A 13663-nucleotide genomic window follows, 5' to 3' on the forward strand; every position below is an offset into this window, starting at 1 on the left:
GTAAAGGATTCACAGAATTAACACACTAGGACAAGCCGTAAAAGGAACTTTTGCAGGAAGTGAATGGAATGAAGCTGCTTATTTAGCTAAAATAAATGATGGGAAACAGCAACTAGAAATGTTATCTCGTCCAGTTAAAGAATTACCCAAAGGACAATACAAAACTTACTTTGCTCCGGCTGCGGTGGCTGAATTATTGGGTATGCTTTCCTGGGGTGCTATCAGTGAAGCCGATATTCAACAAGGTAATAGTGCTTTAGCTGTTTTATCACGTCAAGAAAAACAACTTTCCCCAAAATTCACTTTAAAAGAAAACTTTCAAAGTGGTTTAGTTCCCAGATTTAATAATTTGGGAGAAATAGCTGCACCGGAATTAACATTAATTGAAAAAGGGATTTTAATTAATAGCTTAGTTAATTCTCGCACAGCGAAGGAATATAATAAACCTGCTAATGGTGCGAATGGTTCAGAAACCTTACGTTCTCCAGAAATCAGCCTTGGTAATTTGACTTTTGAGGAAATTTTACCCAGTTTAGATACAGGATTATATGTTTCTAATTTACATTATTTGAACTGGAGCGATCGCCCATCTGGCAGAATTACAGGAATGACTCGTTATGCTTGCTTTTGGGTAGAAAATGGTGAAATCATTGCTCCCATAGCCAACCTGCGCTTTGATGAAAGTCTCTATCGCTTTTGGGGAGCAGAAAATCTCGTTGATTTAACCAACTTTCAAGAATTTATTCCCGAAGTCGGAACTTATGAAAATCGGCAATTAGGAGGAAGTTTAGTTCCCGGTATGTTGGTGAAAGATTTCACCTATACATTATAAACGTTATCAGCCTTAGATTCCCAACTGCAATCATATTAAGGAGGGAATTGGGGTTGGATCTTAATTCTACTACTTGTTAGGTAGTTGGGGGATAGTTTTTGTGATGCGAGCGGAGCGATCACACTTGCGTTAGTGTATAAGTTAGCAGTATAATTACTATCGTATCTATTTTGTATTCATTGATTGAACGCTATATTTACGTTTATATGATAAGCAATTTATCTCACACACCCTATCAGTTACTCCAATCATACTTTACAAATAAATCACTGGAAAATATCTATAATGATAAGTTTAAATCTAGTTTAACTAAAGGTATTGACAGACTGAGTGGAGTACAATTTGGTAAACAAGCAAAATTTCAGTTGAAAGTAATTAATAAGAAGTGTTTAAAAGGAGAATACATATTCTCTCCTTATCTTGAACTACTTCAATCTAAAGGAAGGGGTAAAGAACCAAGAGTTTTAGCTATTCCAACTGTCCGTGATCGAATTGTTTTGTATGCACTAAAAGAAATTTTATCTCAAATTTTTCCAGAATGCGTTCCTCGCAAATTAGCTAATACTTATATATATGAGATCAGAAAATTTTCCAATGATAAAATTGCCTGTAATATTGGTGTATTTCGTGCAGACATTAAAAATTTTTATGGTTCTATTGACAGAGAAAAATTGTTAAGTAAACTAAAATTAAAAATAAAATCTCGTAGACTTATAGACCTGATTCAACGAGCCATAGATACACCAATAGTGCCTAAACACTATAACAGGAAAGATTTAAAAAAATATAGAGGAGAATCTAAAATAGGAATACCACAAGGTTTATCTATATCGAATATCCTTGCTGCTATTTATTTACAAGACTTTGATAATGAAATCAAAAAAAATAATTGTATTAATGTGTACTATAGATATGTAGATGATATACTAATTTTCTCGCATCAAGAAAAAATTGCTCAAATTGAGAGTTTAGTTAGAAGCGAAGTTAAATCTATTAATCTTAACCTTAATGAAGAAAAAACATATAACAAAAGTGGAGAAGAAGAATTTGAATATCTAGGATATAGATTTGAATTACCCAAGGTTACAATTCGAGCATCAAATATAGAAAAATTTATCCATTCAATTGCATCTAAATTTAGTACATATATCCACAATAGAGAAAGAAAATTAAAAGACCTAGAAAATAAAAATTATGGGATAAGTAATGTACAAAAACTAAAAGAAATTTTTATAGATGAATTAAATGAAAAAATTACTGGGGCTATTAATGATAAACAAAAATATGGGTGGATATTCTATTTTAATGCAATTAATGATGAGGCGATTTTCTATAAAATAGATTCTATAATAGCTAATTTATTTACAAGGTTAGAAGATTTTAATAGAGTTCCTCCTCCTAATTTAAAAAAATTATCAAGAGCATTTTATGAAGGTAAATATAATCCTTTAGGTGGTTATATTCATAATTACAATAAATACGAAACTATACCTCAAAAAAGGGAATTTCTTCAAAAAAGAGGAAGGTTTGATTCATCAAGGAAATACTCAGTACAAGAAATTAATGATTTATTTGAAAGCCTCACACAGAAGAATCTACAGGAACTAGAGAAAGATGATGCTTTCTTTTATTCAAAGAATATGTTATAATGACTACCTGTGAGTCGCCTCTTGCAATTTTGCAAGACCTCCTGTATTTATTTCAGGGGTGGATGTAATCAACCTCCCTTCTTTGGGGCTTGACCTCCTATAGATTTAGGAGCGGCTACGATACGTTTTAATCAATAGGCGACTCACTCCTTTATTAAAAACATCATTCATTGAGTGATTCTTATAGTGATAGTTGGGGATAAATGAGTAATAATAATACCGATTTAAAAGCATACTCTGAATCTTTGATGAGTAGAATTTGGAAAACCAAAAGCGCACGTTTTAATGCAGCTAGAAGGCTAAAAAATAAATATCAATTTTCTATCAGTAGTATTTCAATACTATCTGTATATGGTATTGCAATTCCTATTATTCAATCAATAGTGAAAAATCCCGCTTGCCAAAGAATTAATGACATATATAATGCTATATCTTTAATCTTATCAGTATTTACATTAGCTATTAGCCTTGAAGAAGGGTCAAAAAATTATGAACTTAGAGCAGAAAAGCTCTATAACAATGCTGTACAACTATCCAGCTTACAGAGAGAAATGGAATACTTAATGATTTGTGGTTTAAGTGACAATGAACTTCTTCAAAAATTAGGTGAGTTATCGGTTAAATATGATCAAATCATTAAAGAATGTCCTGAAAATCATGAACCTGAAGATTATGATTTATTGAAAGCACAAAATATAAAAGACTTTAAAATAACATGGATAGAAGGATTATATATACAAATTAAACTTATTTTAAAAGATTACTGGCTATATATTTTTGTTGTGGGAATACCCCCAATTTTGTTTATGCTATATTCATCCTGTTAATTCTATGATGCTGGGGAAGTTATTTCACCTTGAGATAAGTTTGTTTATTGGATAAAATGTGGAAAGACCGAAAGTTTTTCAAATCCTGTAAATCCTTAAATCCTGTAAATCCTGATTGAGACAAAAAAGAGAAAAAGTCCCTATCAACTAGAACCCGTGTATGTAATCATTGTGGGTTCATGGAAGATAGAGACTTAAAACTGAGATTGTCAAAGACTACTCAAAAATCTAACCTAACAACTCAATGTTAGAAAAGATGAAATCTTGAATAGAAATACGTTCTGCGATTTCCGTGCGAATTTCCCGACGGTTGAGAATGTAGTAATTTCCTACCTTTTCATATTCATCAGTAAAATCGCTTTTACCGCCCTTTTGAGTGCCAGTTTCGGGGTCATGATAAACAGAATTGTATGTGTGAGAAAGATATCCTTCCCCTGTGTCGTGACTGCTGAAAGTGTCAATAGTCACAAAAGTACCGTGAATTAAACGGTGAACGTGGCAAACTTCATTGTTACGCACTTTGTACTTATCTCCTTCCGACTTTCCACCAACAAAAATCTCTACTGCGCCGGTTGCGTCAGTTTCACCAGGTCTAAAAGTATTTGCGCCGTGAGTCTGTTCAAAAGCCCGACGGACACGGTGAACGGCGATTTCCCAAGCTTGTCCGTGAATGGCTTTTTTAGCAGCTTCGTCTTCCACATTCAGAACTTCTGCCTTCATATTGGCATCAATCCGCACTTGACCTGTGATCACTTGGTCATCATACTTATAAGTAATATCTGCGGTATAGCCAGGGAAATTTTCATCCCAAGTATAACGGTTTTGATAGGCAGCCTGAAAAAGTTCTTGGGCTGAGATTTGAGTAACTGTCATCGTGCTTGTCCTCTGATTACAAGTTAAAATAGCTTTTTATCGTTGCTGATATTAGCATAGAGGTAATTATCGAGGTTCGCATAGACCCCAAATGGGTACACTTATGGCTAAAACTCTCCACGCCATTTTCCAAGCGATCGCTAATGTCCAAAATGAGCAAGAATTAAAACTAGCTCTCATGGATACCATTGGCGACCATTTTGCAGTACAACATTGGGGTATTGATTTCCTAAATGACCAATTAAATACTCAAATTGAAATTCCCGAAATTCCCGCTGTCTGCTTAGAAGCTAATCCCGTCGGGCGTTATGTTGTGGAACGTCACGCCCCCACCCATGAGCAATTAATTTTGTCCCCAGAAGACTGGAAAAACTATTGCACTCGTCACGAACACGTAATGACTGGTCCCATAGTTTGTAATGGTCAATTAGTCGGGACTTTAAACTTTGCTCGTGACCCCGGAAGTCAGCCTTTTGATAGTAATGATTTAGCTGATTTAAGTGCAGTTTGTTTACATTTATCAGCGAAAATGGCGACACTTCAAGCACAACCAAAAACCTTTGCATCTGCTGGTAATTGCCCCCTGACAGCGCGGGAATTAGAAATTGCCAAATTAGTAGCCCAAGGTTTAACTAATGGGGAAATAGCCGTTAAATTATGGATTACTCAAAATTCTGTCAAGCAAGCTTTGAAAAGGATGTTCCGTAAATTAGACGTTTCTACTCGTGCGGAAATGGTAGCAAAACTACAAGATAGATTAGTTTCCTAATAGCTATAAAAGAATGATAGATCATAGATCCCCGACTTCTTTAAGAAGTCGGGGATCTGAGTATTCAAAGATATTACTCTTGGGATACAGTTAATATCAAAATCTTTTGTTACTGTATAAACAGATAAGATTATATACTAAAAATAGTAGGTTGGGTTAAGCGACAGCGCAACCCAACAAAGTTTAGAAAATGTTGGGTTTCCTTGCGTCAACCCAACCTACGGAATTTTGTATTTATTTATCAACATAATTTTATTCATAATTTTATGCACAAACTATTAACTGGAGCTTTATCTACAGAAAAATTGACAGTAAAAATTCCCAACTTACCTCTATCATTAGCAGGATTAAAGTTGGTACAAATGTCAGATTTTCACTATGATAATGGTCTATTATCAGAAAAAATGTTAACAGAAGCAATTGCAGTTAGTAATGCCGCAAAACCAGATTTAGTTATTTTAACGGGCGACTATGTTAACACAATTGCGAAACCAATTTATCAACTAGCACCACGACTGAAAAATCTAGAAAGTCGCTATGGTGTCTATGCTATCCTTGGCAATCATGACATTTATTATCCCAATTCAAAATTAGAAATTACAAATGCTTTAACAAACGTGGGCATTAATGTACTTTGGAATCAAATTGCTTATCCATTGGGAGAAAAATTACCTCTAGTAGGATTAGCGGATTTTTATTCACGAGAATTTAATCCAGAAGCACTTATGAATCAACTCGATTCGACTACACCTCGGATTGTCTTATCTCATCACCCAGATACAGCCGAAGTTCTCAAAAAATGGCGTGTAGATTTACAATTATCTGGTCATAGTCATGGTGGCCAAATCGTAATTCCTGGAATGGGACCCGCTATGATTTACTATGCAAAAATAATCAAAAAAATCCCCAAGAAAATCCTCCGTAAATTACCATTTTTACGAAAAACCCATTCTATATTACGCCACTGGCAATGGTCACAGGGTTTACATCAAGTGGGAAATAATCAATTATATGTAAATCGAGGTTTAGGAACTTATTTCCCCGGACGGTTATTTTGTCCACCAGAGGTTACTATTATCACTTTGGAAGTCTCTCTATAAAGATTTATAGAATCATTAAACGCAGATAAACGCAGATAAACGCAGATGAAGACGGATGAATAATTTCTTCCTTTGCTCCTTTGCGCGAAACAAAAACAATATAGTAGAATAGAAAATTAGCATCAACTTGTAATTTCTTATGTCTGCTACGCCGTCTGTATCTCAGCTAGATTCACCTAACTCCACTAAATCTGAACTTCTTCCCCCTCTCCTTGGTGCTTCCGTGACGGAGTTAACTGCTTGGGTACAGCAGCAGGGACAACCGGGTTATCGGGGTAAGCAATTACATGATTGGATCTATAATAAGGGTGTGCGATCGCTTGCCGATATTTCTGTATTTCCGAAAAATTGGCGTTCAGAAGTTGCAGATATTCCCATAGGTCGTTCTTCTCTACATTACCGCTCTGTTGCCCCCGATGATACGGTTAAATATCTCCTCAAATTGGCTGACGGGGAAATTGTGGAAACTGTGGGTATTCCCAGTGATAAACGGTTAACAGTCTGCGTTTCCACTCAAGTCGGTTGTCCAATGGCTTGTGATTTCTGTGCAACTGGGAAAGGTGGTTATAAACGTAATCTTACCCGTGCAGAAATTGTTGATCAAGTCCTGACCGTGCAAGAAGATTTTCAAGAACGGGTGAGTAACGTCGTATTCATGGGTATGGGTGAACCATTGTTGAATACGGAAAATGTGATTTTAGCAATTAAATCTATTAATCAAGATATCGGAATTGGTGCGCGATCGCTTACACTATCTACTGTAGGCATCCGCGATCGCATTTTGCAAGTTGCCGAACACCAACTGCAAATTACCCTCGCTGTCAGTCTCCACGCACCCAACCAAGCATTACGGGAACAACTCATTCCCAGCGCCAAACCCTACCCTATCGAAGACTTACTCGCAGAATGTCGAGAATACGTAGAAATAACTGGACGCAGAGTTACCTTTGAATACATACTTCTGGCTGGAGTCAACGATTTACCTGAACACGCCTTAGAACTATCAAAACGTCTGCGAGGCTTTCAAAGTCACGTTAACTTAATCCCCTACAATCCCATAGAAGAAGTAGATTACAAAAGACCAACCCGCGACCGAATCGAGGCCTTTATCAACGTTCTTCAACAACAAAATACTGCCGTCAGTGTCCGTTATTCTCGCGGTTTAGAAGCCGACGCTGCTTGTGGACAATTAAGAACAACAAAAAGGTAATATACTCAACACGGCTTAATTATTTGATTCTGTGGGTAAGGGTTTAGCAGTGCTAAACCCCTACAAATCTGGGGTTTTCGGGATTTTACAAAAGTCCATGTCTCAACCGTTTTGAGTATAGCAGGAGTTAGCAGTCAGGAAAAAGAAGCAGCTTACCTTATTCTTGACTATCTCTTCAATTGCCTATCTTTTAGCATAAATTCCTGGTGCATAAGCCTCAATCACCTTACCCGTGCGAGTGCAAGTGATCATCAAATAATCGCAACTAGGACATTGTGTTCTAGTAACTTGACTATCAGCAATATAGTGACGTTCAGCCGCACTACCGCAATTTGGGCAATGAATCTTTTGTGATGCTTGCATTTTAAAACCCCTGAACTTAATAACGGTTTAGAAAAAGTGAAAAAATTGTTTAATTATTGTGAATGGAAAAAAGTTGATATCTTTGGTGATTATCTTAAACTTGATAATTTTTATCATCATGCTTGAGATATATAGATTTACTTAGATGTAACTTTTCTTAGATTAGCCGTGATCCCTATGGTGTAATCCTTGAGACAGTCTTGTTTATTTCTTGGAAAAAAATAAGTTATTTTCCCATTCAAGCGTTACCAGATAGGAAAAACTGTAATCAAAGTCACAAAATCAATAGTTTTATATTTAATTAATATTTGCACAGGCAAGACACCCCTCCCACAAGTCATATAATCATTGTGAGGTAAGTTTCTAGCCTGTCCATTTAGTATTGATACTAAACACTAGGAAAATATATTAGTCCGTTTTAACGGACTTAAGCTATGAGACAGGGAATTGATTCCCTGGCTACTTAACCATGAATAAAAAAGTAAGTAGTCATCCCAAAGGCCACCACTATCACAAATTTCCGCACCAAATTAGGTTCTAGTCTGCGGGCAAAATGAGCGCATAAATAACCACCCAGAGAACCACCAAACGCCATTATCATAACTTGATGCCAAGCAATCAAATTAGCGAACATAAAAGGAATAATAGCTACACCATTAATGCAACTACCCAATAAAGTCTTAAAAGCATTAATAGAGTGAATATTTTTAATACCTAAAAAGGTTAAAGTTGCCAACATTAAAATACCCACACCCGCACCAAAAAAACCACCATATATAGAGATTGCCAATTGAGAAACTAGAAGAATAAATAAAGGTGGAGGTGTAGAAATATCATTTTTACTCTGAAGTTGCAGCCAGTTTTTTAGAGATTCACTGAATGTAAATATCAATGTTGCTGATAGTAATAAATAGGGCAGCATCTTTTTAAACACATCCGGTGATGTATATAACAAAGCTACAGAACCAATCACACCACCAACTAAACTTGTGCCGGCTAGTAATAATAATTGTCTTTTTTCAATATTCAAATCTTGACGATATGCCCTCGCACTAGCGATCGCTGCTATCCACAAAGCAGTATTATTTGTAGCATTAGCAGTAATTGGTGCGACACCCGTAAATATTAGGGTAGGAAATGTAATGAAACTACCACCACCCGCGACAGCATTGAGTCCACCGGCAATGAATGCGGTGCTGAAGAGAAGCAAACTATGAATCAAAGTTAAATCCTGCGGCATTTTTTGTAATTAATAAACCTAATTATACTGTTATACAGTAAATACTGTAAGTTTATCGAATTATCGTTGATTTAATCAACACTAAAACCAAGGGACAAAAATAAGTTGTGCTGGATTTAATTTGGATTATTTTGTATATTTTTCGCGGGCAAGATGCCCGCACCACATATTTTTACTGATGAGATTCTAACCAGTTGAATAAATCCTCAATAGCTGTAAAATCTAGTAACGCCTCGCCGAGTGATTCCAACTGATTTAAAGAAAGAGTTTGAATTTTTTTCCTAACTTCTTCTGGTAAATTTCCTACCCGTTTTTGTAGTAGTCGAACCACAAGATTTTGCTCACCTTCTTGTTTACAAGAATACCTGGTAAGCGTAAAGCTCAGTCACTTCAGTGCTGAGGTATAAGTGACACGGGCGGTTTTAACCACATAGAGTCATGTACCTTCTGCTATTCCTCGCTCATAGCCAATGCGCTCACCTGTAGTAATATAAGTCATAGTTCGCTCCTGTTCAAATTGTTTAAAATCTTGCCAGTATATGAGTTTGATTCAAATGAATATGCGATCGCAAAACACTCCGCCTATTTTTGAGAAAATTAAAACCTCAAATTCAATCATAACAATGGTTTCAGCCATATTTTACCCAAAATCTTGGGAGCAATAGAACCAATTTTTTAATCTAAAATCTAAAATCCAAAATCTAAAATTCCCAGTCAAAATAGGTTTTTGGGAGGTTGTACCCCCCATAATATTTCATATTAAGGAATAGGCACAGATCGTAATAACCTTTCAACTATAGTTTTTGCATTCCGTCCCCCTCTAGGAATCAGACGATGACAAAGAACATGCGGTGCGAGAAACTTGACATCATCAGGAAGAGCATATTCCCTACCTAAAATGAAAGCCAAGGCTTGAGCGGCTTTTTGTAAAGCTACAGTACCACGAGGACTAACACCAAGAGTAATTTCTTCATCCTGTCTAGTTGTTCGCACCAATTCCAAAATATATTGTTGCAAAGATGTTTCTACCTTAACTTGAGAACAAGCTTGGCGTAATGCTTGGACTTCTTCTAAAGTAATACAAGGCTGTAAATCAGCAACCTTGAAACCTGCTTGCAAATTTTCCAACATTTGCATTTCTTCAGATTCCGAAGGATAACCCAAACTTAAAGACAGCATAAACCGGTCCATTTGGGCTTCTGGAAGGGGAAACGTTCCTTGGTACTCAATGGGGTTTTGAGTAGCAATTACAAAGAATGGCTGCGGAACTAGCCGAGAAACACCATCAACTGTGACTTGATGTTCTTCCATTACTTCCAGCAAAGCTGACTGAGTCCGGGGTGTAGCGCGGTTAATTTCATCCGCTAGGAGGACGTTAGCAAATACAGGCCCTTGTAGAAATGTAAATTCCCCAGTTTTAGGATTCCAAATATTTGTACCAGTGATATCTGTAGGGAGTAAGTCAGGGGTACATTGTAACCGCTGAAATTTACCATCTACAGAACGAGCTAGAGATTTGGCTAAAAGGGTTTTACCAACACCGGGAACATCTTCTAATAAAGCATGACCACCACCTAGTAAAGCTACTATCACTAAGCGGATAGCTTCATGTTTACCAACGATGGTACGAGCCAAATTTTGTGTTAAAGCGTCAATTTTTTCTCTCATGTAGTACCTGGGGGGAATGTAGAAGGAGAAGCCCTGGCGAATAGAATTCGCGGCTACACAAACAAAGTCCGCACTTCAACAAGCTCAGTGACCACCTGCGCGGACTAATGAGCAATCAAAGATTTGAAACCCAGGTCGGTGGGTTTTGTCTGTGTAGACGTGGTTTCTAACCGCCGCTTTAGTTTTAAGTTTATACTTTTAATACTTTAACCTTTCCTACAGTATTCCCACTGAAAATCCCCAATTCAGCATTAGGAATTAAAAATTTCTTTAGCTGCTGTACAATCAAGTTGAATTTGGTTTTTCAGTGCTTCTAAAGAAGAAAATTTCTGTTCGGGGCGCAAAAATTGGACTAGTTGTACTAGCAAATTTTTTCCATACAAATCACCAGACCAATTTAATAAATGTACTTCTACACGAGTATCTATACCATTAACAGTGGGACGGTTGCCGATATTCATGACTCCAAAATGCTGAGTGGGAGATTTGTCTGGAGTTGCGTTAGGGATAATCGCCTCAATCGCGTAAACTCCATGACGGGGTAAAAATTTGTCTTTTGGTAGTTGAATGTTGGCGGTAGGAAAACCGATAGTTCTCCCTAATTTTTGACCTGTTACTACTTCACCTATGAGAGTGTAAGGTCTTCCCAAAAGCCGATTTGCTTTGGAAATATCACCTACTTCCAAACTTTCGCGGATTAATGAGGTACTGATGCGAGTATCTTCGGCTGCTGGCAAAATATCTGTATCAGTTTTTATAGGAACTATTGTTACGGGTATGTTGTATTTCGCTGCAAGTATTTGCAAGTCTTGAGCAGTACCCATGCGCTTTTTGCCGAAACAAAAGTCTTGTCCGACGCTAATTTGTTGACATTGCAGTTGTTGAACCAGGATTTTATCTACAAATTCTTCGGGAGAAAGGGCAGATAGTTCTCTATCGAAGGGTAATAATACCAATTGTTCTACCCCAAGCGATCGCAATTGTGCAACTTTTTCATCGAGTGGTGTTAACAAATCACGAGGAAGTCCTGTAAAAAACTCTTGGGGATGGGGATCAAATGTAACAACTGTTGAGTAGGGGCGGACTGAATTCTCCTCACCCCATGTTGACTGCAATACTGGCTGAATCACTCTTTGATGACCAAGATGAACACCATCAAATTTGCCAAGAGCAACAGCAGTCGGTGTCAGCAGTTCTTCTGTTGAAGAAGCAACCCATACAGAACACCCATTTTGAGACAAATTTAACACTTGGATTTTGGGATTTTAGGTTTGTTTTCGGTATCAGCGTTTAGCTACTGTTGAACCTTGGGTTCAGCCATTGATAACGATGTTGACGCTCTCGCGCTGTTAGATATCTAATCACCAATCTAATCTAAAATCGAGAAATCCATTGATTAAATTGGTTTTTGGTTAGGTATACCAACCCCACGAGGAAAACTAATTGGTGTACTGGATACTTTTCGCAAATAAAGACAATGACGGATACTATTACTCAAGGGAGTGGAAAATTCCTCAATTAATTCAATGACTCCACCTAATTGCTCAACAGCAGCTTCTAAACTTTCATTTTCCGCTTGAGTCCAAGTACCGCGATAAATTACCGCCAAACCCCCTTTTCTCACCAAAGGTAAGGAATATTCCGCACAAGCGGAAACATTACTCACAGCCCGGATTACAGCCAGATCATACTGTTGTCTGTGTTGGATTTGTTGACCAATTTCTTCCACTCTACCCAGTAAAGTTTTGGCATTATTCAAAGTAAGTGCTGATAAAACTGTCTCAATAAAAGTAATTTTCTTACCCGTAGAATCTAAAAGTGTCACTTGAGAATTAGGAAAAATTAGAGAAATGGGGATACCAGGAAAACCCGCACCCGTACCAATATCAATTATCCGCTTACCCTGTTCAATCCCAGGAATAAATACTTGTTTAGGAGCAATTCCCCGTAAAGAATCCCAAAGATGTTTTTCCCAAAATTCATCAGGTTCAGTAATGCGAGTTAAATTAAGTTGCCGATTTCCGGCAATGATTAATTGATAAAGTTGTTGAAATTGACTTTCTTGCAAAATTGTCGGTTGCCAATTCAGAGTTTTTTGCCATATTTCTGCCATTTCTGGTAAATTAGCGATCGCTAAAGATTCTAAATCCATTGGTTAAAATTAATTTTTTTAAGTTATTTTGGCGTTACTGATTAAGGGTATGAATTCATCCCTTCTTATCTGCGTTCATCTGCGTTCATCTGCGTTCAATTACTCTTAAAATTAATTTAGAATTAAGCAGATTTTACTTCTTCTCCCTGACTTCTGACTTCTGACTGGTCACTGAGCGAAGCCGAAGTGCTGACTCCTGACTTTAAAACCCCATGATCTAATGTCCAACAATAATCAGCTATTGGTAACATATCACCTGCATCGTGTGTTACAACTAACAATGTCCAATCTTTTTTCAGTTTGGCTAATAAATTCACCAGTTGGCGACGCATTGACCAATCTAAACCCGCCGTAGGCTCATCTAATAATAATAAATTTGGTTGACGAATTAACTGCACCGCTAAAGCCAACCGTCGCTGTTGTCCACCGCTTAAAGCGTGAGGTGATGCGGACAAGGATAAATGATCTAATCCAACTTCAGTTAATGCTTGTTTAACCTGTTCTGTTCCCAGTTCAGGATGTCCTAAGCGTAATTCTTCTAAAATTGTCCCCCCGCAGAAATGGCGTTCTGGAAATTGAAATACTAAACCTGCTAATTGTTGTAATTGTTCGGCTATGAGTCCTTGTTCTCGCCAAAAAACCCCACCAGCGGTAGGATCAGCCAATCCAGATAAAATCTCTAATAAGGTGCTTTTACCCGAACCGCTAGGCCCAATAATTAAACCTAGTTTCTGAGGTGGTAATTCTAAATTTATTGCTTGGAGAATGGCTTTTGGACAGGCTGTGGGATGATAAGTTAGATTTCTAAGATAGAGCATTTGTGAAGATTACCAAGTTATAAAAAATTTTGGTGGAAATAGACGGAATTTATAATTTACTATGTTGCATTGTAGGTAATAGATAAAACATTTTCAACCGTAATTATGTAGTTTTTCACTCTCCCCCCACTTTCGAGAGTTTATAGGGTAGGTAGAAGTAGG

Annotated in this window: 12 protein-coding genes and 2 pseudogenes; 6 read left to right on the forward strand and 8 right to left on the reverse strand. The window is 37.1% G+C overall.

What is annotated here, in order from left to right; all coding sequences use genetic code 11:
* Window positions 1-28: 28 nt before the first annotated feature.
* The 3 genes and pseudogenes from FJR05_RS01835 to FJR05_RS01845 all read left to right on the forward strand — a co-directional run.
* Window positions 29-832: pseudogene (locus tag FJR05_RS01835) on the forward strand (metallopeptidase TldD-related protein); the annotation flags it as partial.
* Between the two features lie 206 nt (window positions 833-1038).
* A complete protein-coding gene (locus tag FJR05_RS01840) occupies window positions 1039-2481 on the forward strand; it encodes a reverse transcriptase domain-containing protein (protein WP_168642542.1) in 1443 nt (480 codons plus the stop codon).
* 203 nt (window positions 2482-2684) lie between these two features.
* Window positions 2685-3308 carry an SLATT domain-containing protein gene (locus FJR05_RS01845; protein WP_168642543.1) on the forward strand — a complete coding sequence of 208 codons (624 nt, stop codon included), beginning with the start codon at window positions 2685-2687 and terminating at the stop codon, window positions 3306-3308.
* Window positions 3309-3536: 228 nt separating this feature from the next.
* On the opposite strand, the gene FJR05_RS01850 is transcribed toward FJR05_RS01845, so the two are convergent.
* Window positions 3537-4181, reverse strand: coding sequence for a DUF3386 domain-containing protein (locus FJR05_RS01850; RefSeq protein WP_168642544.1), 645 nt, complete (start codon window positions 4179-4181; stop codon window positions 3537-3539).
* A 103-nt stretch (window positions 4182-4284) separates the two neighbouring features.
* On the opposite strand from FJR05_RS01850, the gene FJR05_RS01855 reads away from it, so the two are divergent.
* From FJR05_RS01855 to rlmN, 3 genes are all read left to right on the forward strand, one after another.
* Entirely contained in the window at window positions 4285-4950 is a 666-nt protein-coding gene (locus tag FJR05_RS01855; protein ID WP_168642545.1) for a LuxR C-terminal-related transcriptional regulator, read from the forward strand.
* 266 nt (window positions 4951-5216) lie between these two features.
* Window positions 5217-6050 (forward strand): metallophosphoesterase, encoded by an 834-nt coding sequence (locus FJR05_RS01860; protein WP_168642546.1) that lies wholly within the window; start codon window positions 5217-5219, stop codon window positions 6048-6050.
* 139 nt (window positions 6051-6189) lie between these two features.
* The gene (gene rlmN, locus FJR05_RS01865) at window positions 6190-7260 is read left to right on the forward strand and encodes a 23S rRNA (adenine(2503)-C(2))-methyltransferase RlmN (protein WP_168642547.1); all 1071 of its coding nucleotides are present in this window, start codon (window positions 6190-6192) and stop codon (window positions 7258-7260) included.
* A 183-nt stretch (window positions 7261-7443) separates the two neighbouring features.
* Here rlmN and FJR05_RS01870 read toward each other — a convergent pair whose 3' ends face one another.
* The 7 genes and pseudogenes from FJR05_RS01870 to FJR05_RS01900 all read right to left on the reverse strand — a co-directional run bounded on the left by FJR05_RS01870 (window position 7444) and on the right by FJR05_RS01900 (window position 13501).
* On the reverse strand, window positions 7444-7623 hold the full coding sequence (locus FJR05_RS01870) for a replication restart DNA helicase PriA (protein ID WP_168642548.1): 180 nt from the start codon (window positions 7621-7623) through the stop codon (window positions 7444-7446).
* 463 nt (window positions 7624-8086) lie between these two features.
* Complete coding sequence (locus FJR05_RS01875; RefSeq protein ID WP_168642549.1) at window positions 8087-8863, reverse strand: sulfite exporter TauE/SafE family protein; 777 nt, start codon at window positions 8861-8863, stop codon at window positions 8087-8089.
* 172 nt (window positions 8864-9035) lie between these two features.
* A pseudogene (locus tag FJR05_RS01880) lies at window positions 9036-9401 on the reverse strand (DUF4351 domain-containing protein); the annotation flags it as partial.
* A gap of 221 nt (window positions 9402-9622) precedes the next feature.
* Entirely contained in the window at window positions 9623-10531 is a 909-nt protein-coding gene (locus FJR05_RS01885; RefSeq protein ID WP_168642550.1) for a MoxR family ATPase, read from the reverse strand.
* A 251-nt stretch (window positions 10532-10782) separates the two neighbouring features.
* The gene (locus tag FJR05_RS01890) at window positions 10783-11781 is read right to left on the reverse strand and encodes a bifunctional riboflavin kinase/FAD synthetase (protein WP_168642551.1); all 999 of its coding nucleotides are present in this window, start codon (window positions 11779-11781) and stop codon (window positions 10783-10785) included.
* Between the two features lie 146 nt (window positions 11782-11927).
* Entirely contained in the window at window positions 11928-12683 is a 756-nt protein-coding gene (rsmG, locus tag FJR05_RS01895) for a 16S rRNA (guanine(527)-N(7))-methyltransferase RsmG (RefSeq protein WP_174783548.1), read from the reverse strand.
* Between the two features lie 122 nt (window positions 12684-12805).
* Window positions 12806-13501: an ABC transporter ATP-binding protein gene (locus tag FJR05_RS01900; protein ID WP_168642552.1), complete on the reverse strand. Its 696-nt coding sequence runs from the start codon at window positions 13499-13501 to the stop codon at window positions 12806-12808.
* Window positions 13502-13663: the final 162 nt, after the last annotated feature.

The organism is Dolichospermum sp. UHCC 0259, from assembly GCF_009711935.1.
GTDB lineage: Bacteria > Cyanobacteriota > Cyanobacteriia > Cyanobacteriales > Nostocaceae > Dolichospermum.